Raw genomic sequence first — 23,419 nt, forward strand, 5'->3', positions numbered from 1 at the left:
GCGGCATGGGGTTCGGTGGGTTCGGCAGCAACCTCTACTTCAACGGCGGCGCCGGCGGGGCCGGCGGCTACGGCGCCAACATCGGCGGGACCGGTGAACGGGGCGGCAACGCCGGACTGTTCGGCAACGGCGGTAACGGCGGAGCCGGTGGTGCTGGCGGCGTGATGGGCGGCCCCGGCGGCAACGGCGGTTCCGGCGGGCTGATCGGCAACGGCGGCAACGGCGGCAACGGCGGTACCGGCCCAACTCACGGCAGCCCCGGCGCCGGCGGCACCGCGATCATCGGCTCGGGCGGGTTGAACGGGCTGGGATAGCCCTGAATAAGCCAATTTGAGGCGTCTGCCTCATGTGCCGCAATGGGTTTCGCGGCGATCATCTCCGCATGGACGGATTTGTGATAGCGGCGCCCGAGGCGCTATCGGCGGCGGCGTCAGATCTAGCCGGCATCGGGCCGGCGCTTGCAGCAGCTAACACGGCGGCGGCAGCCCGGACGACGGCGGTGTTGGCGGCGGGCGCCGACGAAGTGTCGGGTGCGATTGCGGCGATGTTTTCTGGGCACGCCGCCGAATACCAAGCGCTGAGCGCCCAAGCAGCTGTGTTTCATGAAGACTTCGTGCGGGCGTTGACCGCGAGCGCGGCTTCCTACGCCAGCACTGACGCTGTCAATGCGCTGTTCCTGGCGCTAACCGGGCGTCCGCTGATCGGCAACGGGGCCAATGCGGCGCCCGGCTCGGGCTTAGCGGGCGGTGCCGGCGGCTGGTTGCTCGGCAATGGCGGCGCGGGCGGATCCGGCGCGGCCGGCCAGCGGGGCGGTAACGGCGGAGCCGCGGGACTATTCGGCAATGGTGGGGCCGGCGGTGCCGGTGGAAACGTAACCTCAGCAACCGGCGGCGCGGGTGGTGCCGGCGGCGCCGGCGGGATGTTGTTCGGCACCGGCGGCACGGGCGGAGCCGGCGGGAACGCGACTATCGGCTCGGGCGGGACGGGCGGCGCCGGGGGCGGCGCCGGACTGTTCGGAACCGGTGGCGCCGGCGGTGGCGGCGGCAACTCCGCGACCGGCATCGCAGGCGGCCACGGCGGAGCCGGCGGTTCCGGCGGGCTGTTCGGCGACGGCGGCCATGGCGGGGCCGGAGGCAAGACAGCCGGTACCAGTGGCGGCGACGGCGGGGCCGGCGGGTCCGCCGGGATGCTGGGCGGCTCCGGTGGCACCGGTGGCGCCGGCGGGCAGGGCGGCACCGGTGGCGGGTTCGGCGGAAACGGTGGCAAATCCGGATTCCTCTACGGCGCGGCCGGCACCGGCGGGACCGGGGGCACCGGCGGCACCGGAGGCGGCGCCGGGGGGATCGGCGGAAATGCCGGCGGCCTCTGGGGTGACGGCGGTTTGGGCGGCGCCGGTGGACTCGGCACCAACACGCAGGGCGGCCTTGGTGGCGCCGGAGGTCACGCCGGCATGCTGTTCGGCACCGGCGGGGCCGGCGGCACCGGCGGGGCCGGTGGCTCCTTCGGCGGCGACGGCGGGACCGGGGGCGTCGCAGGGATGCTCTCGGGCAACGGCGGATCCGGCGGCGTCGGCGGGGCCGCCAACGTCTTCGGCGGCACTGGCGGCAGCGGCGGCAAGGCCGGATTCATCGGCAATGGTGGCGACGGCGGTACCGGTGGTAGCGCCGGTCCCGCGGGAACGGTTGGCGGCAAAGGCGGTAGCGGCGGCGACGCGGTGCACATCGGCAACGGCGGTAACGGCGGCAACGGCGGTGACGGCCCCTCGACCGGCAAAGGCGGTACCAGTGGCACCGGCGGGCAGCTATTCGGCCTCGACGGCGCTAGCGGGTTGCCGTAATCGGACAATCACGAAATCAGTTGCGGGAAAGCAACTCCAGCAAGTAGCTACCGTATCCCGACTTCACCAGTGGGCGGGCGCGTTCGGCTAACTGTTCGTCGTCGATCCAACCTCGTCGCCACGCAACCTCTTCGGGCACACTGACTTTCAAGCCCTGTCGCAATTCCAGGGTGCGCACGAAATCGGATGCGTCGAGCAGCGAGTCGAACGTGCCGGTGTCCAGCCATGCCGTTCCGCGGGCCATCACCTCGACCGACAGCCGGCCCAGATCCAGGTAAATCTGGTTGACCTCGGTGATCTCGTATTCGCCGCGCGCCGACTTCTTCAGCCCCCTCGCGATCTCGACCACGTCATTGTCGTAGAAGTACAACCCCGGTACCGCGTAGTGAGACTTCGGCGTTCGCGGCTTCTCCTCAAGCGACAGCGCTACCCCGTCGTCGTCGAATTCGACGACTCCGTAGGCCGACGGGTTGGCCACCCAATACGCGAAAATGGCCCCCCCGCTGACGTTTTGAAATCGACTCAGGCTGGTACCGAGGCCAGGTCCGTAGAAGATGTTGTCTCCCAACACCAATGCCACCGAGTCATTGCCGATGTGATCGGCGCCCAGCACGAACGCTTGCGCCAGTCCGTCGGGGTTGTCCTGTGTCACCCAGCTGAGGTTGATCCCGAATTGCGAGCCGTCGCCCAGGAGTCGCCGAAAGCCCGCCGCGTCGTGCGGGGTGGTAATCACCAGAATGTCGCGGATGCCGGCCATCATCAGCGTGGACAGCGGGTAATAAACCATCGGTTTGTCGTAGACGGGCAGCAATTGCTTGCTGATGCCGATGGTGATCGGATGCAGGCGGGTGCCCGAACCACCGGCCAGGATGATCCCGCGCATGAGTTGGCTCCCTCAGTCCTGGGCGACCTTATTCGACCAAGTCGGCTTCGGTGAGGTCGGTGGCCGCCAATGCAGATGCCAAGTCTTCGTGGCGGAAGACGGAGGTCACGTGATCACGGACCACCCGGAATGCCGACGCTGCAGTCGTGGCCGCCGGGCCGTCGGGCCCGTTGATCTCCTGCTCGACGACCACGACTCCGTCGTGGACGTACATCCGGCCGAGTTGTGCGGTGGCCGTCAGCGAACCGGCCCATTTGCGTAACGCCTCGTGGCCCTGCGCTGCTCCGTGCGCGTCGCCGAAATCGATGTCGTCACTGGACAAAGCGACCAAGGTATCGAGGTCGGACTCATTGAGAGCATCGTGCCAAGCCAGGACGGTGGCGATCTCCGATGTGGTCATGGTCTGCAAGTCTAGAGAGGAGTGCGGTCCAGCCACTTTTGCCATACGGCATCGTCGCCGAAGAACTCGATCCCGGTGTCGGCAACCGGAACTCGGCGCAGCATGGCCAGCAGCAATTCGGTGGCGCCCCCGCGCAGCGCCACGGAGCTCTTGCCGTGGTCGTGCGACCAGATTATTCGGCCGTCTTGGACACCGACGGTCCATTCGCCGGCTTCACCCAGACCGGGATCGGTGGCGTGCAGGTGGATGGTTTCGCCGTTTTCCAGCGGCAGCGCTGATCCGTTGCCGCCAGCCTGAATCACAACGCGCTCAAGCCATTCGGTGATCCCGTCGGCGGCGATCTCGGCGTCGAGCGTGAACTCGCTCCCGATCGCGATGGCGGCGTCGGCCCGGTGGACGGCGACCTCGTGCAGTCTGCGCCGGATCCACCAGTTGGCCGGCCGGGTCCCCAGGAACGTCCACACCGGTGTATCCACACCCGACTGTTCGACGGCGTCGACGAGTCGCTGCGCGCCGCCCCGGAACCACGAGATCGCGTCGTCGGGATCCGGTGGCGGTTTGCCGCCTTCGACGCTGCGCGGATCGAGGAAGTCGTCGAGCTTGTCCTTGACGATCTGCGCGGCCCAGCGGTCGCCGCGACCGACGTGCCGGAAAAGCTGCTCGAGACTCCAGCCCGGACAGCTCGGCACCGGTTTGGAGTGGTCTGCGTTGCGGACGAGCTCTGCAAAGGCGCGGTTTTCCGCGATGAAGGCCGACGCGTAATCCACGTCGGCCACGCTACCTGCGCCGGTGGGTTATCCACAGTGCGAAATTCGCCCACAACCCTGGATTTGGGTGGCGCATTGCGTCGGAGACCATCGCTACTATTCGAAAGTATGTTCGATGGCTTTGCGGGTGCCGCGTTGGTGGACGCAATCGGCGAGTCCGCCCGCGCGGAGTCCGCTGCCGCCGCGCACCGGCTGGCCGCGATCGCCGAGTTGGTGGCCCGCGAAGCCATCGGTGAGACCGACTCCGGCCGCTGGTCCTGCGACAACTGGGACGCTATAGCCGCCCAAGTCGCCGCCGCCCTGAACATCAGCCACCCGATGGCCTCCGGCCAGATGTATCTGGCCATGGCCCTGCGCGACCGGTTGCCCAAACTGGCCGCCCTGCTGGCCGACGGCATCATCAGCCTGCGACTGGCAACCTCGATCGTTTGGCGCACCTACCTGATCAAAGACCCTGTAGCGCTGAGCCTCGTAGATGCCGCGCTGGCCACCGACGCTCGGCGTTACGGGCCGCTGTCGGTGGCCAAGACCGACGCCGCCATCGACGCCATCGTCAGCCGCCACGACCCTGCCGCCGTGCGGCGCAGTCAATCCGCGGCCCGCGGACGCGACGTGGTGATCTCCCCCGCCGATGACGACAGCGGCACCGTCTCGTTGTGGGGTTCGTTGCTGGCCACCGACGGCGTAACGGTGGATCGTCGGCTCACCCAAATGGCCCACCAAGTCTGCGAGGACGACCCACGCACCATCGGTCAGCGCCGCGCCGACGCCCTCGGCACCTTGGCGGCCGACGGCAAACGCCTCGCCTGCGCCTGCGCCAACCCCCATTGCCCCGCCCGCACCGATACCGATCCACGAGCCGCGGCGGTGGTGATTCACGTCGTCGCCGACCCCGCGTCGCTGAACGCTGAGCCCGACCCACACGCCTCCGGTGCGGAGCCGACGCACGCGAGCGCGGCCGGCAAGCCGCCGACCCGCCTGCCCACGGCGCAGATCTTCGGCGGCGGCACCGTACCCGCCCCGCTGCTGGCCGGGCTCGCCGCCGCCGGCGCCAAGGTGACAACACTGAACTGCTTCACCGACGCGGCTCCCGAGTCGAGCTACCGCCCCTCGGCCGCGCTGGCCCGCTTCATCCGCTGCCGCGACATGACCTGCCGCTTTCCCGGCTGCGACGCCGCCGCCGAACTCTGCGACCTCGACCACACCATCGCCTACCCGTTCGGGCCTACGCACCCGTCCAACCTCAAATGCCTCTGCCGAAAACACCATTTGTTGAAGACCTTCTGGAACGGTCCCCGCGGCTGGCGCGACCGGCAGCTTCCCGACGGCACCGTCATCTGGACCGCACCCACCGGTCACACCTACACCACCCGGCCGGGCAGTCGGCTGCTGTTTCCCACCCTGTGCCTGCCCACAGGTGAAATATCCACCGACTCAACGGCCCAACCACAGTCCAGCTACCGGGGCCTGATGATGCCCATCCGGCGCCGTACCCGCCAGCAAGACCGGCACCAACGCATCAATACCGAGCGCGCTCTCAACTATCGCACTGGTAAATTGACAAGCTAAGTAATCGGGGTACGAGGTGATTGCATTGACATTCGACACAGTTGTCGCGAACGGCCGGTGGTTCGACGGCACCGGCGGGCCATCTGCCATCCGCAATATCGGCATCCGAGACGGTCGAGTCGCCGCGGTCAGCCCAACCCCGCTGGACACCGACGGCTGCACGAATGTGATTGATGCCCAGGGTAAGTGGGTGATTCCGGGAATCATCGACATCCACACCCACTACGACGCCGAGGTGCTGGCAGCGCCGTCGCTCTCGGAGTCCCTGCGGCACGGTGTCACCACGATCGTGATGGGTTCGTGCTCCCTGTCGACCATCCACGTCGACGCGGGCCAAGCCGCCGACCTGTTCGGCCGGGTGGAGGCGATTCCGCACGAGCACGTCATCCGCATCGTCGGCGAGCACAAGTCGTGGACTAACGCGCAGGAGTACATCGACGCGCTCGAATCGTTGCCGTTGGGTCCCAATGTGACCGCCTTCATCGGTCACTCCGACATGCGCACAGCGGTGATGGGTCTTGAGCGCGCCACTCGTAAAGACGTCCGCCCAACCGAGGCCGAGCAGGCTCGCATGGAAAAGATGCTGAGCGAGGCGCTCGACGCCGGCTTCCTCGGAATGTCTTCGCAGCAGCTGCTTTTCGACAAGATCGACGGCGAAACCTGCCGCTCACGTACCCTGCCATCGACCTACGCAAGAGGCCGGGAGCTACGCCGACTGAAAATGCTGCTGCGCCGCTGCGGGCGCGTCCTGCAGTCCGGCCCGGACATCAGCCACCCGCAGAACATCGTGTCGCAGGCCTTCCAGTCACTGGGAATCCGACGGCCCCGGCTGAAGACCAGCCTGCTGGCGTCCGCGGACATGAAGTCGACACCGGGCGGCGGCATGTGGCTGACCGGCCCACTGGCGGCGATCGTGAACCGGCTTGGCGGCGACTTCCGGTTCCAGCATCTACCGGTGCCCTTCGAGGTGTACGCCGACGGGATCGACCTGGTGGTGTTCGAGGAGTTCGGAGCCGGGGCTGCGGCTCTGCACCTCAAGGACGAGCTCGAACGCAACGAGCTCCTGCGCGACGAGAAGTACCGGCGGCAGTTCCGAAAGGACTACGACAACAAGTTCGCCCCCCGGGCCTGGCACCGCGACTTCTTTGACGCCGAGATTGTGGCCTGCCCTGACACGTCGCTGGTGGGCAAGTCGTTCGGCCAGGTGGGACTGGAACGCGGCGGCCTGCACCCGGTCGACACCTTCCTCGACCTGGTTCTCGAGTATGGTACCGAAATACGTTGGCGTACAACCATTTCCAACCATCGGCCGCGCATGCTGCGCCGCATCGCCCGGCAGAACGGCATCCAAATAGGCTTCTCGGATGCGGGCGCCCATCTGCGCAACATGGCGTTCTACAACTGCGGACTGCGCCTGCTGCGGCACGTACGCGACGCCGCGAACGCGGGCGAACCGTTCATGTCGGTCGAACAAGCGGTGCACCGGCTCACCGGAGAGCTTGCGGACTGGTACGGGTTGGACGCCGGTCACCTACGAGTCGGCGATTGGGCAGACCTCGCGGTGATCGACCCCCAGCACCTCGACCAATCGCTGGATGCTTACCACGAGGCCAATGTTGATGTCTATGGTGGACTTTCGCGCATGGTGAACCGCAACGACCCGACGGTCAACGCGGTCTTCGTCTCCGGCCGCCAGGTATTCCGCGACGGGCAGCCCACCGAGATCCTCGGCCGCGAGCGCACCGGCGGGTTCCTGCGCGCAGACCGTCGGCCCCGTAACGTGCCCAGGCCGGTTACGGCTTAGGCCGCCGCGAACCAAGCCTGAACACCCGCCACCCCGCCTGCTGCCAGCGGGCGGCATCCAAGCAATTGCGGCCGTCGACAATGACGCGGGCCCGCACACGGTCGGCCAGGTCGGTGGGGTCGAGTTCGACGAACTCACGCCATTCGGTAAGCACCAGCACGGCATCCGCGCGTTCACAGGCCTCCGCGACCGATACGGCGTAATTCAGCGTGGGGAATAGGCGATTCGCGTTGTCCAGGGCTTTCGGGTCGTACACGTTGACCACCGCTCCGTTGAGCTGCAGTTGGCCGGCGACGTTGAGCGCGGGCGAATCGCGCACGTCGTCGGACTCGGGTTTGAACGCCGCCCCCAGCACCGCGATGTTGGCGCCCAACAGCGAGCCGCCGCACGCCGCGGTGGCCAGTTCCACCATCCGGGTACGCCGTCGCATATTGATGCTGTCGACTTCGCGAAGGAACGTCAGCGCCTGATCGGCCCCCAGCTCGCCGGCCCTTGCCATGAACGCGCGTATGTCCTTGGGCAGACAACCACCGCCGAAACCCAAACCGGCGTTGAGGCATTGGCGCCCAATACGTGCGTCGTAGCCGAGCGCATCGGCCAGCAGACTGACGTCAGCGCCAGCCGCCTCGCACACCTCCGAAACGGCGTTGATGAATGAGATCTTGGTCGCCAGAAACGCATTGGCAGAGACCTTGACCAACTCGGCCGTCTGCAAGTCTGTCACCAGGAACGGCACACCCGAATCCAGCAGCGGCCCATACAGTTCCCGCACAGCTTCCTCGGCGCGAGTCGAATCATCTTGCACCCCAAGCACAATACGATCCGGATTCAGGGTGTCGCGCACGGCGAAGCCCTCGCGCAGGAATTCCGGATTCCAGGCGATTTCGACTTCGACTCCTGCCGGTGCCAGCGCATCGGCTCGGCGGCCCAGCTCGGCTGCGGTCCCGACCGGGACTGTCGACTTGCCGACCAGGACCGATGACCTGGTCAGACGTGGTACCAGGGCATCGATAACGGCGTGGACGTGGCGCAGATCGGCGCCGTATTCGCCCTTCTTTTGCGGCGTCCCGACGCCGAGAAAGTGTACGTCGGCGAATTCGGCCGCCATGTCGTAGTCAGTGGTGAACTGCAACCGCCCCGCAGCGATGTTGGCTGTCAATAACTTTCGCAATCCCGGCTCGTAGAACGGGATATCACCACCGGCCAGCTTGGCGACCTTGCCGGGATCGATATCGACGCCGATGACCTCGTGCCCCAGCTCTGCCATTCCGACTGCGTGGGTGGCGCCCAGATAGCCCGTACCGAAAACGGTGCACCTCATACCACCGTGTGTAGGTGGCCGCGATGAGCGAACTGCATCGCGCCGCTGAACGGCAGATGACAGCTATCCGGCGAAATCAGAGGCCGGGAATGCCCGGAATGCCGAAACCACCGCCGCGGCCGTGGCCGCCGCCGCCGTGGCCGCCGCCGTGCCCCTCGCCGCCACCATGACCGCCCCCGCCTCCGGGGAACTGCGGACCGGGAATCCCGCCGCCGCCACCGCCGGGGAACGGCAGTTGGATCGGCAACGGTATCGGCACCGGAACCGGAACGGGCGCCGGAGCCTGCGGCACTGGGGCAGGGGGCGCCGCCGGTACCGGTGCGGGAGCCTGCGGAACCGGCGCTGGAGCCGGTGCCTGGGGAACCGGAGCGGGCTCCTGCGGAACCGGCGCCGGAGCCTGCTGCGGAACCGGAGCGGGCTCCTGCGGCGCCGGCGCGGGAGCCTGCGGCGCCGGCGCGGGAGCCTGCGGCGCCGGCGCGGGAGCGGGCGCCGCTGGTGTGGGATGCGCGGGGGCGACGAGGTTCTGCCCAGGATTGGGCCGGGTCCCCGACGTCGTCCGCATGCTGACCGCCAGCGAAACGACCAAAGACGCCACCCCAATGATGAAGATCGACACCAAAATGCCGCCGACCAGCCCGAACGGCTTGCGGTCGCGGTGCTCTTCCTCGACGTCGTCAAAGTAAGCGGCGTCCAGCGCGTAGGGGTCGTGCGCACCGGTGCCGGGATCCTGGGCATAGGCGCGTGCTGCCGTGCTCGAGACCAGCAACGGAGTGTGGGCCGATGCGAGCGCGGCCCCCCGCGCGAGCGCGGTTTCCGGCTCCTCGGCCGCCGTCACCGGTAGCGAGGTTGCTGCCTCGAGGGCCGGCTTGATCAGCGGGATGTCGACGCCGGAGCCGACCACGAACACCGCGTCCGGATGGGTCTCCAGCGCCGCGGCGCCCGACACCATCCCAGCCAACTGTTCGACGGCCGCGTCGTCGTCGGCGGGAAGTAACTCGCGATGGATATCGGCGACTGAACCGTCGGTGCTGTCGACAACCGCCAGGGTCGCGGTGTCGGGTTCGATGAACAGCAGCGCGGTCTGGGCGTAATTGGTCGCATTCCCGACCGCTTGGGCCAGCGCCGCCGCGGCCAGAAACGCCGAGACCAGCATCACGTTCTCGACCTTGCGATTGGCCAACGCGTCGCGCAGCTCAGCGGCGTCAACCGGGTCAGTCCACGTCACGCCCGTGGACGCCAGCTGGTAGCCACCCTCAGCCGCACCCTCGCGCGTTCCCAGGATGGCTGAAATCACCTGCTCGGCTTTGCTGGGCGTCGCCGGGTCTTGGCCCGCATCGAGCGGAAATTTGTCCTCGTCGACGGTCGCTCCGTCGCCGTTTTCGCCCTCGACCAGCACCATCCGGACTGCGGTTGGCGCCATCGACACACCAAGTACGGTGTCCACAACTCCCCCAATAGTCTTCTTTGCGCGCTCGCAGATATTGATGACAGCGAGACTTCGGGTCCCCAACCCGTAGACGCAACTTTACTCTTACCGGGAAAATTCCCAGGTCGGCGAGGAAAGTAGCTGGTTAGTGGTGGCCGCCGAAACCGCCGTGGCCGCCGCCACCAAAGCCACCGTGGCCGCCGCCACCGAAACCGCCATGGCCGCCACCACCAAAGGGGCCGTGCCCACCACCGAAACCGCCATGGCCGCCACCGCCGAAGGGGCCGCCACCACCGAAGGGACCGTGGCCGCCGAAGGGGCCGCCGCCACCGAAGGGACCGCGGCCGCCGAAGGGGCCACGACCGGGATTGAGCGACGGCACCCGTCCGGGCGGGCTCTGCTGGACCGGCACCCGCGGCGCCTGCGGCACTTGCGGACGAATCTGGGGCAACTGGGGTTGCGGCTGCGGCACCCGCACGGGTGCCTGTGCCACCGGCGGGCGTAGCAGCGTTTGCGGGCCGGGGACCTGGACCGGGGGCACCAGGATCGGTAACACCGGCGGAACGACAACCTCCGGTTCAGGCGCCGGAGCTGCCGGCAGAACCGGAGCAGCCGGTAGGGGCGCTGGCGCCTGCGGCGGCAGGGCCCTAGGTACCGCCGTCGGCCGCGGCAGATCGATCTTTGGTTGCGGCGCGGCCACCTGAGTCGGCGTCTGCTGGGTGGGCGCGATGAAGTGGTTTTGGCTGGGCGTGGGCTGCAAAGCAACCGTAGGGCGGATACCGATCGCCAGGGCAATCTCCAGCGCGATCACCGCGACGATGGCTACCACCGCAGCCGCGCTGCCGACCAGCAGCACCGGGCGGCGAGCGACGGCGTCGGCGCCGTCGTCGTCGTCGTCGGACAGCTCGTCATAGGCGAAGCCGTCCCGACCGGTCAGGCACGCATCCTGGGCGTATGCCAGTGCGGCAGTGGACGATGCGAACAATGGCGCATTGCCCGAAGCCAGCGCAGCGCCCCGGGCCAGCGCCATATCCGGCTCCTCGGGCACGCTCACCGTCAGCGAGGTCGCCGCATCCAGCGCCGGCTTGATCAGCGGGACGTCGACGCCACTGCCGACGACGTACAGCCCCTCCGGGTGGGTCGCCAAAGACTCTGCTGCAGAGACCATTTCGACGAGTTCGGCCACCGCGGCGTCGTCATCCTCGGCCAACAGCTTGCGGTGCAGATCGCTGACCGACCCGTCGGCGGTGTCCACCACCGCCAGGGTCGCGGCGTCGGGCTCGATGTAGAGGACCGCAGTACGTTCGTAGCCCACGGCACCGCCGACTGCCTGCCCCAGCGCAGCCGCAGCCAAGAACGCCGAGACCAGCATGACGTTCTCGATCTTGCGCGCTGCCAGTGCGTCCCGCAGTACGGCTGCCTGCATGTGATCGGTCCAGGTCACCCCGATAGAGGACAACCGAAGCCCGGCGTCGGCCGCCCCTTCGCGAGTGCCCAGAATCGCCGAGATCACCTGATCGGATGGACTGGCGGCTTGGCCGCGGCCTACCTGGAAACTCTCTTCTTCGACGATGGCGCCGTCGCCGTCTTCCCCTTCGACGACGACCACCCGGACCGCCGACGGTGCCATCGAAACCCCGAGTACGACGTCCAAAACCCCTCCCAAGGTCTTGCATACGGCCAGGTTTAGGCGGAGGGATGCCCGGTCTTGATTATCGCCGGTTCAGCTATGCCACAGCTAGGTGGACCTTATGAAGTTTTGGTACGACCGAGACGGCGTTGGCCCCCGCTGACCCTGGTATTTCGACCCTACTCGCGAACTGCCGTACGGATGCTCAGACGGGCTGGTCAATCGCAAGATACATAGCTGGCCGATTTTCATGCCCGGCCATAGCGTTATGGGCAGGTTTGCCACATTGGAGAGTTCCAGCGTGATGTGACCGCTGAAGCCAGGGTCGATGAAGCCCGCGGTGGAGTGGGTCAGCAAACCCAGCCGACCCAGCGAAGACTTGCCTTCCAGCCGTCCCGCCAGGTCCTCTGGCAGGGTGCAGATCTCCAGCGTCGAGCCGAGCGCAAATTCTCCGGGGTGCAGCACAAATGGATCGCCTTTGGTGGGTTCCACGATGCTGGTCAGCTCGTCCTGTTGCTGGGCGGGATCGATGTGGGTATAGCGGGTGTTGTTGAAAACCCGGAACATGCCGTCGAGCCGGACGTCGATGCTGGACGGCTGGACCAGGCTGTCGTCGAACGGGTCGAGGCCCAGCCGGCCGGCGGCGATTTCAGCTCTGAGGTCGCGATCGGAGAGCAGCACCCGACGAGCGTATCTGCCCGTCATTTGCTCAGCGGAAGTAGATTTCCTCCCCGGTGGGGTAGCCGCCGCCGGTGGTGGTGATGTGGACGTGGTCGTAGTGGCCGTAGCCCCTGGTTTGCGCGCCGTTGGGTGTGTAGTAGACGCCCCGCCAAATTGCGTCTTGCATGCCGAACCGATTCGCGTTCTCCATCACGTACGCGACGATCTCATTTCCCAGCGCAATACCTTCGGCACTGCCCGGGTTCGGGATCATCACGTCGAGCGCCAGGCCCCGGGGATGCCAGCCCAGCGGATCCGGCCGGACCCCGCCGATTTGGCGGATCTCCGGGAAAGCCGCACTGATACTGCGTGCCACCAAGATTGTTCTGACCTGCAGTCCCTGCTCCGGCGCGACCCCGACGGGCAAAATGCGGCTGTCGATCCGCAACCTGGATGCGGATGCGAATTCGACTTCTGTGAAATGCATGCCGACGCCGCCGCGGGACATATTCGCGAGCGGCTCGTTAGCAACTATTTCCAAGCAACAATGTGCCCCGTCGGCAATGCCTTCCTCGGTAACATCGCTGGCCGCGGCCGACGGGTGCACGTCTCCAGCCACGGCGAAGAACACTGCAGCGGCAGGCGCGATGAGCGCAGCCGTCACGACGGATGGCTTTCGCTTTCGACGCTTCCTGGCCAATTCATGCCGGCCCACCCCGAGGACTTTACGAGATAACGACAGATAACGAAAGGATAAATATTCGCATTTGTAGATGTGATGTGCGTTTATCGCACCGCCGCAGAATTGGGCTCAGCTACGGTTGTGGACGCTTGTGGGTTTCGACCGAACGCGGGAGATTGACATCAGCATTCTGACGACGGCGGCCTCGTTGGTCGCCTTTCCTGTTTTCGCCGGGATCGTCGGGGGCGTGGTGGCGGTCCTACGCACACCGCCCGCGGCGGTGGTCAGCGGCGTCCAGCACTTCGCCGCCGGCGTCGTCATGGCCGCGGTGGCCGGCGAAGTGCTGCCCGAACTGCGCGCCAAGGGTCCGCTCGGGCTGATCATCGTAGGCTTCAGTGTGGGGGTGGCACTACTTGTGCTGCTGCGCCATTTCGGCGGAGAAGACGAAAACGCCGACGGCGCAACGCTGTTCGGGTTCCTGGCCGTGGTCGCCGTCGACCTCTTCATCGACGGGTTGCTGGTGGCAACCGGCGCTACGGTGTCGCGGCGGACCGCGGTGATCATCGCGATTGCGCTGACCGTCGAGGTGCTGTTTCTGGGGCTGTCGGTGGCCTTGCGGTTGGCGGGTTCAGGAGTGTCCCGGATGCGAGCCGCGGTGATGACTGCCGGGGTGAGCCTGGTGACCGCGGTGGGCGCGGTACTGGGCGCACTGGTGTTGAGCGGGGCGGGAAACAACGTGCTGACCCTGGTGCTCGCATTCGCCGCAGCGGCACTGCTGTGGCTCGTGGTCGAGGAGCTTCTCGTCGAGGCGCACGAGGCGCCGGAGCGGCCGTGGATGGCGGTGATGTTCTTCGCCGGATTCCTGCTCTTGTACAGCCTGGGCGTGCTCGAATGACCGGCGGCGGCGCTGCTCAGTACGTGCGGTACCAGCACACCTTCGAGTAGGAGATGCCGCGCCCGGCGCCACCGGTAACCATGCACCAGAGGTGACGCTTAGGCGCTGGGGCGGGGCTCGGATTGGGAGCTGGACCGCCCGGGGCGGGGTCCGCGATGGCAGGCGGGGTCGCTAGCTGAGTGCCGATCGGCAGGGCGATGGGCAGCCCCGCCAGCGCAGCGATGCCGGCTACCGCTAGTACGCGCGCAATAAGTGGTTTGCGCCCGACGGTGTCCTCGTCCATGACGTCCCCTGCCAAAAGGAAGATTGCTTCCGCGCCTCGATGTTTCGACTTTACTGCCGAACTGTCGTAGACGCGCTCCGACGAGCTGGTAGCGGGTGCTAGCCTTCTTGGGCAACCGCGCCGATGTAGTTCAATGGCAGAACATCAGCTTCCCAAGCTGAATACGCGGGTTCGATTCCCGTCATCGGCTCCACGAAACCGCAGGTCACGGTAACTACCGAGCCCTCAAAATCGCTAGCTCGCCTAACCCAAGACCGTGGCGTGACCGTGGCCCGACTGAGGGCGGTTTGCTAACCATTCAGCTACCCGCAGATCACGACGTGGCGGCTGAGCTGCGATTTATCCGATACTGGTCAGCCAGCCGGTGTACTGTCAGCTGGCACAACACCTACTACACTCGGCGTTATGAGGAGACGACTGCCAATGGCGACGACAGACGCAGACCGCCAACGAGAGATCAACTCCACCTACGACAAGCTGGGTTTGGGGACCGCTGCTGCCCGGGCGCAGTACACAAACTGGTCCACTCCGCAACGTGAGACGCTACAACTCGACGTCGTCATCACCACGACGTCCAATCCCCCACGCCCATAAGTGCCGAGTTGGGATAACGTCCAGTCAGACATTCGCGCTGCCGGATCGGGACACGACGTAGTCCGGAGAAAAGCGTTGGCCGACCTCGCCGCATACACCGGCAGGAACGTCATACTTTATTATTCCGGCTGGCTGGAAAAGCAAAATCTGATAAGCCACGGCCTTCCTGTCGATGTGAACGACAGCGACAAGAACGGATTTATGGCGGTGATCCACAAATTGGATCGCACAAAAGGCTTGGACTTGATTCTTCACACCCCCGGTGGCAGTGTGGCAGCCACCGAATCGCTCGTTGACTATTTACGTGCGATGTTCAAAACAGACATCCGTGCGATCGTTCCACAACTTGCAATGTCGGCAGGAACGATGATCGCACTTTCCGCGAAATCCGTCGTGATGGGCAAGCATTCCAGCCTGGGGCCGATTGATCCTCAAATCGGCGGCCTCGCTGCTCACGGCGTCGTGGAAGAGTTTGAGCGGGCGAAAAGGGAAATCGCCGCCGACATGTCTACGGTCGCCGTATGGCAGCCAATTATCGCGAAGTATCCGCCAGCATTTATTGGTGAGTGTCAAAAGGCTATCGCCTGGGCTGACAAGATCGTCAGCGTTTGGTTAGAGACAGGTATGTTCGCGAACGAAGATGATTCCAAAGCGGCGGCGACAAAAGTAAACGAAGAACTCGCCGATCACGCGCTGACGCTTTCACACGACCGCCACATCTCAGCCGAAAAAGCCAGTGAACTCGGCATAAAGGTAGAAATGCTGGAGGACGACGATGGCCTGCAGGATCACGTTCTAACGGTTCACCATGCGAGCGCACTCACGATCAGCGAAACAGCAGCGTTTAAAATCATCGAGAACCACAATGGCGTCTCGCAGATATCCATGGTCAACGTCTCTGTGCGTAACCCTTAAAGCACACAACGTTCGGCGACGGCTGGCGGCGCATCGCCTCAAGCGCGGCCAGCCGTCGCCGAACGTTGTGTGTCGAACCCCGCACCCCAACCCGCGAGGTCCGGGAACTTGTCGAAGTCGCAGACCGATTCGGCCTACGCTGTCGCTGTGGCAGAAAGCCAACGCGATCAACGATTTCCGGTACGTGAGCTGTGCGCCGTGCATCGTCTGGCGGTCGGTTTGGCTTTCGTTAGCCACCACTCGTCCGACCACTTGGTCACCATGGGTGTAGATGACGATGGTTCATTTGTCGGCGTTGTTGGTCTCGTCACCGAATTCATCTCCTTGGTTATCTTCTAAATCGGTTCGCAGTGCCATCGACCGAAGCTAGGAGCTATAGATTTCTACCCCACTTATTTAATAGTCTCTAGTATCTTCTAGTGGTCTCTAGTGTCTTCTAGGGTTGAGAGCTAGAAGACACTAGAGACCACTAGTCGCCAGAGGTAGGAACCGATGGCTTCTAGGCTGTTCAGTAGTATTTTTGGCCCGTCCGATAGCGCGGCGCGCGTCGGGAATTTGCAGGGCTGGCATAGTGCTCGCATGCGCTCAATCTTCATTTGTTTTCATTCCTTTCAAACTTGAACACTGTGGGCGATAGCTCCCACGTCCAATAATCAATTTTCCCATTGAGATAAACGGATTTTCTCACTATTTCAAGATTCTTTGCGGCCTGATTTACGGTCGCTTTTGAGCAATCAGCAATCCGCCGGGCTTCGGCTACAACTTCATTCATTTTCATTGGTCCGTCGGCTAGTAGCTCTTTGAGTGCGGCTTCGGCGTCATCCCTTACGGGCGCTTTTTTACGGGCATCGCCGATTTTTGCGCCGTCAGCACCGACCAGTTGGTCAGCATTGATACTGACCGCACCACACCATTTAACGACCGAAACCTGCAACTCGTCATGTTCGGGTTTGGGTAATGCAGATAGTTGAGGCGCATCTTCGATTTTGTAGCCGATTGAGTCGGGCGGTTTTGACAGGTTCCCGATAGCGCGGGCGATGGCAAACGTTGCCCCGCTGTCCTGATCCTCTTTGAGTCTTCCTGCTGACAACACCGAGCGGACAAGTGCGCTATACGCCACCGATCCGCCACCGCGATTTTTAGCGCTCATACCCTGAGCCTTATTAAAATGACGAATCAGCACTATCGCCGAGGTTGTTTCACGCGCTAGGTCAACGAGAAACATCAAGATTCGGCGAATGGAGGAATCAACACCATGCCTGGCATCTTCGGGAAGACATGCGGTGATCGGATCAATAACAACAAGTTTTGCGCCAGCCTCAACGATTGCTTTCCGTAACCAAGAAGTATCGCCCGGAATTGTGAAGGGTCTTGGATTACCGTCGTCGTCAACCGGACGATTCAGTGTGTGAACACGAGTGAGGTCCGCACCGGCTGCGATCAGGCGCGGCACCACCGTGTCATCATTAGAATCTTCAACACCAACCAGCACCACGCCCGCCGGATCATGTTGGGAATAAAGCCTTTTGCCGTTCATGACGGTTGCCGGCCACCGTGATCCGTTGGAAACGATCGAGGCCCATGCCAGCGTCACGGTTGACTTACCGACGTCGGATTCGCCTTCCAGGATGGAGACCTTGCCCAGCGGCAACCAGCCTTTCCATAACCAATTAACTGTTGTTGGCGCGATGTCGGCCAGGCATGTAGTTGCGGCCCGATCAACTTGATTCGAATCACGGTCATCTTCGCGCGGTGACGATAGAGCGGTGGCCTTTTTATTCTCGGACTTCACCCGCGAGAGCACGCCTCTTACATCAGGGTTTTCGCGAGTGTCTTCGCCGTAGTTGCGGCGCATCCGCAACCAACGTTTGTCGTGGTCATCAGTCTCGGCGCGGCCAATGGCATCCGGCAGCATTCGATCAAACTCGGACTCATCGTGACTGCCGTCATCAGGATCACAGATAGCTTTGAGCCACTTGGCTTTTAGCCGGTCGTGGGCACGCCGTGCCGGATAGCCACCCGCTCTGGCCTCTTTGAGTGACCAGCACAGCGCTGAAAACATCGCTTTGTGCCGGTTGGTGCCCTTGGCTAGATCGTTGTCCAGCCCGGTGAGCACCTGGCCCAGCCCGTGTGGGTAATCCTCGCCCCCCGTGCTGTCGAGCCACGCCCCCACTTCGGCTGGTGCGATCCACCCATCCTTGGCCCTGGTGGTAGATGCCAAACCGTCGAGCCAGGCAGCACGTAGCTCGGGAAGCTGGGACGGCGGCGGCAGAATGCCCGGCGTTATTTCTTCGCCGCCAGGGCCGTACAGGCGGTAGTCCGATCCGTTGACGTGACCAGATGGGGGTACGGCGGCATAGCGGTGGTGGCGCTGGATCAGTTCGATATGCCCGTCTGAGCCATCCTGAGCTTTCGGGTCATGCCCCGACCAACCAGGTGGCACCCGATACCAGCGGTGGCCCGAACCATCCTCGCGGGCTGTGGTGATCCATGTTGGTGGCAACGGACCCCATCTGGTTTCGCACTCGGTCAGGGTCGCCAAACCCCGCTTGCCGTCGTAGGCGTCCACATCGATGCCGATCACCCCGACCGGGCAGCGGATGCCAAGGTTGACCTCACCGGCATTACGGAAGGTCGTCGGCCAACCCCGTATTTGCGCTTCAGTCGCGTCGTCGGGCGAGTAGCCAGTAATGTGCCGCGCCAGCAGCTTCTTGCCGTTGCCGCCACCCAAAATGAGAGGCGGGTATCCGGCTTCACGCCAGGCCAGCGCACAGGCAAGAAATTCGTCCACACCGCTGACCACCCGTAAATCAAGTCTTGGCGTTTCACGTTCGCCATTGTGAGCGGCTTGTGATGTAATTGCCATTAGGATCGGTCCTTCACCTACTGATCTACCGCCCGCCAGGTCGCCAACAGCCTGGCGGGTTTCCCTTTTTCAGACGTTACTAGCTAGCTCGAATGACGTAAGCCAGGCATGCCGCCATAATGGCCAGATCTGGCTCTCGGCGTGAAACTATCTGCTTTCATTCGTAATCCGTAATTTATTAGCCGACTTGGCCGAAGCCATCGGCAAAGGGCGAAAATACCTCGCAATCCTGAGGTCGAACATTTTCACGAGAAGCGAAGGTTTTCCAACATGCATTGCAGAACCGCGCAAAGATCACCATGTCACCTACCGCGAACGGCACAAGCAATGACGTGTTGATATCGATGTTCTCGTGTCCGTAACGTATGTTCTGTTGCACGTAGCGCATTGCCTGTACGCAATGCCCATTGCCGTTGACATCTAGATCGCACCAGATGTCATCTTTCAAATCCTCGGCTACAGAGCCGAACGTTCGGTCACCTCGAATTAAAAATCGCTCACCGGGTCTGCTTGTCGCATAGACGATCGGACCGCTGTAGCTCCCGCCTACATAAGTGCGTGGCAACCGGCCGCGGTTTGCAAAAAAATCATGATATGCGGCAAGTGCTTTCGCGACGATCTGCCGCAGCCGTGGCTCAGCACCAAACAGCAGATGAGCGCCCATCAGCCCAGGCGCGGTCTTCTCGTAGTAGTGCTCAACCCAATTTTCGGCCTGGCGCTGTGCGGCTTCTAGCTGATCTGCTATTGCTTTGGAATAAGTTGCGAAGTCAACAATGTCTTTGTGGTCAGGATCGACAGGTAGCACAACACCGGTCAAAAGCCGTCTTTGGCGTGCCGCCCTTTCTGTGTCAAAAATCGCCTCAAGCCTTCGATGAGCAATAACCGCTCGCTCAGCATCGTATCTTTGCGCTACTGAAAGGTCGTAAATCTGACGTTCTGCGGCATTGATTGGCGTTAGAGCCATTATGAAAATCCTTTCGGGTCTAGATGATGGTTAAGCGCTTGCTTTTTTGGTGCCTAAAACGATGAAGTCATAGAGGTCGCGGTCCGAAAAGTGAATTACATGACAGATTTCGTGCCGCTGCAACCTGCGTTTAGTGATGGCACGACGTAAGTAGTATTCCGTTACCTCAACGCCGAACAACTCGTAGATGCGTTTTACTGCCGCCCCCATTCCTTTAATGTTGGGGCTTGCGGAATACGTAATTCTTGCTTCTTGCTGTTCAGCAGTCAATTTGTGATATATGTGCGCGATGCTTGGCCCTGAGAGAGACATTGAAGTGATTCCTTTAAGAATGAAGCGATTTTAGAAGCAGGCAAACGCCCGTCATGTGCTTACCAACCAATTATGACTGCACTCCGGCGCTCTGGCAATGGCAATGGAGCTCTCGGCGTGGCGGCTAAACGTTTAAACGAATTCAAGTTGTAGCCATCGGTTTTCTTGTTTTTTGAATGGATACAGCGGGTCCGATCACGCCACCACCAAGGGCGTGTGCGGTTGTCTCTGGCGCTCGTGGCGCGCCATGGTCACGCTTAGTCCGCAACGGTGTCGGCGCTTGGGGGTACGGTGCGCGGTTGGATCACCCACCACCGAAAGTGAGGTCTCATGACCCAACCGAATTTGATAGTTCAGCCCGACCCCGAGCGCGCCGAGTGGCTGCGGCAGTTGCAGATTCCGGAGAACATGACCGGGTTCTCAGCCTTCCGAGATTTCGAACTCGATGTGGCCGAGAACGGACTCCCGCAGTATCGGTCAGCCAACTTCTCGGCCGAGGCGATCGACAAGCTCATCGCAGCGCAGCTGGATACCATCTCGGCGATCACGCACATGCAGAGCAGCGTGAAGCAAATGGCCGAGGGTATGGAAGGTGCCGGAATGCCGCCCAATCCACAGCTTGCGAGTGCGGTCGGCGCTGTCGACGTTCTGCCGAACCTGCCGAGCAGCGTGGGGTTGCGCGACTATATGGTCAGCGTCTACGAGAACGGCGCGCCGTCAGGTCAGCTCTTGGGGGTTCTTGGTGCCCTGCTCGAAAAGTCAGCGCTGGCACTCGTCGAGACGATGGGTATGGCGAAGACTCACGACGACATCATTAAAGGTATCGCCCCGATCGTGGACGGCCTTAGCGCCAGGGTCAACGCTCTCGAACAGCGCCACTGACCCCACGGGCCGCGCGGTGACGTTTAGCTCGGCCTGGTCGAGGTGATCGGCCTTGGCGCAGTGTTGTTTGGGTTACGCGGTGGCCGGTTCAGTCGCGGTCGCAGCGGTGCTGGTTGGCAGCTATACGGCAGCTCTGGCCGGTCATAGGCACTCACCGGGACCGCCGTCGCGCCTTTCGGGTCCGCTTGAGCTGACGGCGGTACCCCCTGGTCAGCTTCCGGGCCTCAGTCGTGGCGGCCTTGCGGGCTGACTTGGGAAACGCGGCCCCGGCAGTTGGTCTGTGCGGGAGAGCGCGAGCCCTCCTAGTAACCGACTTCCGGTGATCCGAGGCAGCACGGGCCACGTGCCCCTTCACGACCCGCCGACGGGTGATGCCGGTGCGGGTACGGCTGGCCGGGTGCGCCTGACTGGCAGCGAGAGCGGTCGCAGCCGCCGTACCGGCCAGAACAGCACGACGACGACGCACACGGCGCTTGAGGTCGGCAGCTTCGGTTGATACCTCGGACGTAGACCCGGTCGCAGCGAACCGGCCCTTCGCATCCCTGACGCAGATCCACCCTGACCGCTTAGCCCGATGCTTTTTCGCCACCATTAGTGTTGTCTCCCAACCGAGTTCACATCACCACGTCCTGCCACCAGGGCGGCTAGGTGGTGGCGTGCGACCGTGATACCTGCCTCCTTCGCAGGGCGGGGCATCTTCCAAACCAGGCGGGGTCAAACCCTTTCCGTGAGAAAACTCGCTGGCTCGATTCCGTTGCAGAACCGCGCTCGGCTCTTGGCACACAAAACCTGTTCGGCAAACCATGCGGAAAGCTGACCGCTCACTGTTACACCGGAATCTGGGTCGCGGTCGGCGCGGTATAGCTGCTCGAATTGGTGACCTGAATTACCGCAGCAGCGCCACGCTGACGCACACCAACACCAAACGAACGCTGCGAATAACTTCCGACAATCGGGTACTGCCCTTCACCCGGAATATGACGAAGCCCTTGGTACGCGGTGTTGGGATGTTCGCGGAAGCCCATTACATTATTCATACTGTTCGGCCCTGACGACGCCACAACAGCGACGTAGCCCGATGGAATGAAATCACTTTGAATCAACAGTGCTGGCCCATAACTGCCCTCGACCTTCAAACCCCAAATCTCACCCGGCACCGGTTGGCCGACCAGCTCACCGGTTTTCGTGATCCAAGGCGGCGCATCGTTGGCCGGAATAAAATCATAGGAAGCATCAGGACCGCTCGGGCGACTTGGCTCACCGGCCCGCCACGCTTGAATCAGCTCGCTTTCGTCACTGTTGGCAAGGATCAAGAGCTTTGAGTTTGACGACGTGCCATAACCTTTGCGAACGATGAGCCGAATTGCATCTTCGATATCGGCAGCGTCGATCTGTGATGCTTGGCTAGGAATGTAGTGCGTAGTGTTCTGGCTGAACGTGCGGCCCATGTAGCTCGGCGGAGTCAGACCATCGGTGCCGTTCCACAGGCCGAACACGCGCATCTGGTGTTCGTTGCGCTTCTCGGCGGGATCGCACAACCTGCGCAAAATCGTGCCAGTAACGAGCTGGTTGTCAGCAGCCAAAATACCGTTCATCACAGCTTCAACCTGACGAATATCAGCATCGCGAAGGAAGCGCCAAGAAAATCTAGAGGCCAGGTCAAAATCACCGAACTTGTACCCGAGGGGCAGGGCGTTTGGCGACCCGACCGACTTAGGAACGCCAAGATCCGTGGCCGTTTCAAAGCTACCAATCGTCATGTCCTGCGGGACAGCTTCGCCGCTGACTGTGGTTTTGAAGATCAGAAGATCAGTGAGCTTCGTCTTTTCGTTGTTCCAAATGTTGAGCAGTTCGCGCCACTCGTCCCACATATCGTTGAGATCAGTGCCATCGTTGAGGCGGTTAACGAGAACATCACCGTGGACGTTTATTCCATAGTGGGGTTGAGTGCCGCCGAAAATCGGATATGCCGCCAAGGCTGCGGTGCGTGCAGTAAGTGCGTTCATTTTTCAAATCCGCCTAAGTTTTTCGTCAATAGAATCAGTTGCAGCTAATCGAGCTGAATTCTACGCCAGATATTCTCTAAATCCTTTGAACCGCAATGCATCTCGGCGAGTTATGCGCGGTTGGTAAGCGCTGGCGCACACCTTGCCCGCACTTCGTGCCCACCTGGCCCGTTCAGCAGTAGTTGCGAACTCACAGCGGCCCGCCGCACTGGCCAGGTCGCATCGGACCGGACGGGACGCAACGCGAAGTGGCAAGTTTGCTGCGCGACCGTCACACGACCGTTGCTGGGAGGTACGCAGCAATGCCAGCGAACCGCTCACAAACGCTCGCCACGGCCGAATAAACAGCATTTACCAGCGGTTCTCAAGTGCATTCGTGAGCACACGCCGATCACAGAGAAGCGTACAAAGTTTGCCGGATCAGCTTCCCAAGCTGAATACGCGGGTTCGATTCCCGTCATCGGCTCCATGTGGTGATGTGTCAAGACATCGGAATGGGTCCGAACCCCCGTTTAGGGGGCTCTTCGGATTCCAGCGGGGTCAGGTGCCGGCTTTGAGGTCGGCGTGGCCTGCGGTTGTGGGGGACGAAGGTGCCTGAGTCTTTGAAGCGTGACCATCAAATTTCAAAGCACCTTCGTCCGTTATGAGCCTAATGGGAATCAGATCGGTGTGCCGTTGACGGGTATTTCTTGCTCGTCGGGGAGGCTGGTCAACCGAGCCGCT

21 protein-coding genes, 2 tRNA genes and 1 pseudogene are annotated in these 23,419 nt (G+C 63.0%); 11 read left to right on the forward strand and 13 right to left on the reverse strand.

Annotated elements, in window-relative coordinates:
- Both AWC27_RS30730 and AWC27_RS00010 read left to right on the forward strand, forming a co-directional pair.
- Positions 1–314 (forward strand): annotated as a pseudogene (locus tag AWC27_RS30730) (PE family protein); the annotation flags it as partial.
- Positions 315–382: 68 nt separating this feature from the next.
- Positions 383–1,837, forward strand: coding sequence for a PE family protein (locus tag AWC27_RS00010; protein WP_085668352.1), 1,455 nt, complete (start codon positions 383–385; stop codon positions 1,835–1,837).
- A gap of 16 nt (positions 1,838–1,853) precedes the next feature.
- Here AWC27_RS00010 and rfbA read toward each other — a convergent pair whose 3' ends face one another.
- The 3 genes from rfbA to AWC27_RS00025 are packed head-to-tail and all read right to left on the reverse strand — an operon-like array spanning position 1,854 to position 3,887.
- Positions 1,854–2,720 carry a glucose-1-phosphate thymidylyltransferase RfbA gene (gene rfbA / locus AWC27_RS00015; protein WP_085668331.1) on the reverse strand — a complete coding sequence of 289 codons (867 nt, stop codon included), beginning with the start codon at positions 2,718–2,720 and terminating at the stop codon, positions 1,854–1,856.
- Between the two features lie 28 nt (positions 2,721–2,748).
- Positions 2,749–3,120, reverse strand: coding sequence for a nuclear transport factor 2 family protein (locus AWC27_RS00020; RefSeq protein WP_083115713.1), 372 nt, complete (start codon positions 3,118–3,120; stop codon positions 2,749–2,751).
- 11 nt (positions 3,121–3,131) lie between these two features.
- On the reverse strand, positions 3,132–3,887 hold the full coding sequence (locus AWC27_RS00025) for a maleylpyruvate isomerase family mycothiol-dependent enzyme (protein WP_085668354.1): 756 nt from the start codon (positions 3,885–3,887) through the stop codon (positions 3,132–3,134).
- A gap of 108 nt (positions 3,888–3,995) precedes the next feature.
- On the opposite strand from AWC27_RS00025, the gene AWC27_RS00030 reads away from it, so the two are divergent.
- Both AWC27_RS00030 and AWC27_RS00035 read left to right on the forward strand, forming a co-directional pair.
- Positions 3,996–5,456, forward strand: a complete 1,461-nt coding sequence (locus tag AWC27_RS00030; RefSeq protein WP_085668333.1) for an HNH endonuclease signature motif containing protein — start codon at positions 3,996–3,998, stop codon at positions 5,454–5,456.
- Between the two features lie 25 nt (positions 5,457–5,481).
- A complete protein-coding gene (locus AWC27_RS00035; protein ID WP_085668356.1) occupies positions 5,482–7,260 on the forward strand; it encodes an N-acyl-D-amino-acid deacylase family protein in 1,779 nt (592 codons plus the stop codon).
- Here the strand turns inward: AWC27_RS00035 and AWC27_RS00040 are convergent.
- The 5 genes from AWC27_RS00040 to AWC27_RS00060 form a co-directional block, all read right to left on the reverse strand.
- Complete coding sequence (locus AWC27_RS00040) at positions 7,250–8,581, reverse strand: UDP-glucose dehydrogenase family protein (RefSeq protein ID WP_085668335.1); 1,332 nt, start codon at positions 8,579–8,581, stop codon at positions 7,250–7,252. The two genes, AWC27_RS00035 and AWC27_RS00040, sit on opposite strands and share 11 nt — an antisense overlap.
- Before the next feature lie 76 nt (positions 8,582–8,657).
- Positions 8,658–10,025, reverse strand: coding sequence for a DUF7159 family protein (locus AWC27_RS00045; RefSeq protein ID WP_425437466.1), 1,368 nt, complete (start codon positions 10,023–10,025; stop codon positions 8,658–8,660).
- Positions 10,026–10,152: 127 nt separating this feature from the next.
- Positions 10,153–11,661 carry a DUF7159 family protein gene (locus AWC27_RS00050; protein WP_245846732.1) on the reverse strand — a complete coding sequence of 503 codons (1,509 nt, stop codon included), beginning with the start codon at positions 11,659–11,661 and terminating at the stop codon, positions 10,153–10,155.
- Positions 11,662–11,745: 84 nt separating this feature from the next.
- Positions 11,746–12,318, reverse strand: a complete 573-nt coding sequence (dcd, locus tag AWC27_RS00055; protein WP_083115703.1) for a dCTP deaminase — start codon at positions 12,316–12,318, stop codon at positions 11,746–11,748.
- Positions 12,319–12,346: 28 nt separating this feature from the next.
- Entirely contained in the window at positions 12,347–13,012 is a 666-nt protein-coding gene (locus AWC27_RS00060) for a VldE C-terminal domain-containing protein (protein ID WP_085668339.1), read from the reverse strand.
- A gap of 118 nt (positions 13,013–13,130) precedes the next feature.
- Between AWC27_RS00060 and AWC27_RS00065 the strand changes: the two genes are divergently transcribed.
- Positions 13,131–13,874: a ZIP family metal transporter gene (locus AWC27_RS00065; protein ID WP_245846733.1), complete on the forward strand. Its 744-nt coding sequence runs from the start codon at positions 13,131–13,133 to the stop codon at positions 13,872–13,874.
- A gap of 16 nt (positions 13,875–13,890) precedes the next feature.
- Here AWC27_RS00065 and AWC27_RS29800 read toward each other — a convergent pair whose 3' ends face one another.
- The gene (locus tag AWC27_RS29800; RefSeq protein WP_139836666.1) at positions 13,891–14,157 is read right to left on the reverse strand and encodes a hypothetical protein; all 267 of its coding nucleotides are present in this window, start codon (positions 14,155–14,157) and stop codon (positions 13,891–13,893) included.
- A gap of 119 nt (positions 14,158–14,276) precedes the next feature.
- On the opposite strand from AWC27_RS29800, the gene AWC27_RS00070 reads away from it, so the two are divergent.
- From AWC27_RS00070 to AWC27_RS00080, 4 genes are all read left to right on the forward strand, one after another.
- Positions 14,277–14,350: transfer RNA gene (locus AWC27_RS00070), tRNA-Gly, on the forward strand.
- A gap of 230 nt (positions 14,351–14,580) precedes the next feature.
- The gene (locus tag AWC27_RS30735) at positions 14,581–14,751 is read left to right on the forward strand and encodes a hypothetical protein (protein WP_169726680.1); all 171 of its coding nucleotides are present in this window, start codon (positions 14,581–14,583) and stop codon (positions 14,749–14,751) included.
- A 75-nt stretch (positions 14,752–14,826) separates the two neighbouring features.
- Complete coding sequence (locus tag AWC27_RS00075) at positions 14,827–15,666, forward strand: SDH family Clp fold serine proteinase (RefSeq protein ID WP_245846734.1); 840 nt, start codon at positions 14,827–14,829, stop codon at positions 15,664–15,666.
- Positions 15,667–15,813: 147 nt separating this feature from the next.
- Entirely contained in the window at positions 15,814–16,005 is a 192-nt protein-coding gene (locus AWC27_RS00080) for a hypothetical protein (RefSeq protein WP_139836667.1), read from the forward strand.
- Between the two features lie 253 nt (positions 16,006–16,258).
- Here AWC27_RS00080 and AWC27_RS00085 read toward each other — a convergent pair whose 3' ends face one another.
- The 3 genes from AWC27_RS00085 to AWC27_RS29805 form a co-directional block, all read right to left on the reverse strand.
- Entirely contained in the window at positions 16,259–18,532 is a 2,274-nt protein-coding gene (locus tag AWC27_RS00085; RefSeq protein WP_085668345.1) for an AAA family ATPase, read from the reverse strand.
- A 178-nt stretch (positions 18,533–18,710) separates the two neighbouring features.
- Positions 18,711–19,496 (reverse strand): hypothetical protein, encoded by a 786-nt coding sequence (locus tag AWC27_RS00090; RefSeq protein ID WP_139836668.1) that lies wholly within the window; start codon positions 19,494–19,496, stop codon positions 18,711–18,713.
- Between the two features lie 30 nt (positions 19,497–19,526).
- Positions 19,527–19,766, reverse strand: a complete 240-nt coding sequence (locus tag AWC27_RS29805) for a hypothetical protein (protein ID WP_211281520.1) — start codon at positions 19,764–19,766, stop codon at positions 19,527–19,529.
- Positions 19,767–20,138: 372 nt separating this feature from the next.
- Between AWC27_RS29805 and AWC27_RS00095 the strand changes: the two genes are divergently transcribed.
- Positions 20,139–20,690, forward strand: a complete 552-nt coding sequence (locus AWC27_RS00095; protein WP_085668349.1) for a hypothetical protein — start codon at positions 20,139–20,141, stop codon at positions 20,688–20,690.
- An 827-nt stretch (positions 20,691–21,517) separates the two neighbouring features.
- Here the strand turns inward: AWC27_RS00095 and AWC27_RS00100 are convergent.
- A complete protein-coding gene (locus AWC27_RS00100) occupies positions 21,518–22,696 on the reverse strand; it encodes a hypothetical protein (protein WP_139836670.1) in 1,179 nt (392 codons plus the stop codon).
- Positions 22,697–23,082: 386 nt separating this feature from the next.
- On the opposite strand from AWC27_RS00100, the gene AWC27_RS30740 reads away from it, so the two are divergent.
- Positions 23,083–23,165: transfer RNA gene (locus AWC27_RS30740), tRNA-OTHER, on the forward strand.
- The last annotated feature ends 254 nt before the right edge of the window (positions 23,166–23,419 follow it).

The organism is Mycobacterium szulgai (assembly GCF_002116635.1).
In the GTDB taxonomy this organism is placed as follows: Bacteria; Actinomycetota; Actinomycetes; order Mycobacteriales; family Mycobacteriaceae; genus Mycobacterium; species Mycobacterium szulgai.

Coding starts and splice junctions, on each gene's coding strand:
- AWC27_RS00085 (WP_085668345.1), bottom strand. CDS start 18,532: ATGGCAATTACATCACAAGCCGCTCACAATGGCGAACGTGAAACGCCA.
- AWC27_RS29800 (WP_139836666.1), bottom strand. CDS start 14,157: ATGGACGAGGACACCGTCGGGCGCAAACCACTTATTGCGCGCGTACTA.
- AWC27_RS00010 (WP_085668352.1), top strand. CDS start 383: ATGGACGGATTTGTGATAGCGGCGCCCGAGGCGCTATCGGCGGCGGCG.
- AWC27_RS00090 (WP_139836668.1), bottom strand. CDS start 19,496: ATGGCTCTAACGCCAATCAATGCCGCAGAACGTCAGATTTACGACCTT.
- rfbA (WP_085668331.1), bottom strand. CDS start 2,720: ATGCGCGGGATCATCCTGGCCGGTGGTTCGGGCACCCGCCTGCATCCG.
- AWC27_RS00020 (WP_083115713.1), bottom strand. CDS start 3,120: ATGACCACATCGGAGATCGCCACCGTCCTGGCTTGGCACGATGCTCTC.
- AWC27_RS00040 (WP_085668335.1), bottom strand. CDS start 8,581: ATGAGGTGCACCGTTTTCGGTACGGGCTATCTGGGCGCCACCCACGCA.
- AWC27_RS30735 (WP_169726680.1), top strand. CDS start 14,581: ATGGCGACGACAGACGCAGACCGCCAACGAGAGATCAACTCCACCTAC.
- AWC27_RS00095 (WP_085668349.1), top strand. CDS start 20,139: ATGACCCAACCGAATTTGATAGTTCAGCCCGACCCCGAGCGCGCCGAG.
- AWC27_RS00100 (WP_139836670.1), bottom strand. CDS start 22,696: ATGAACGCACTTACTGCACGCACCGCAGCCTTGGCGGCATATCCGATT.
- AWC27_RS00030 (WP_085668333.1), top strand. CDS start 3,996: ATGTTCGATGGCTTTGCGGGTGCCGCGTTGGTGGACGCAATCGGCGAG.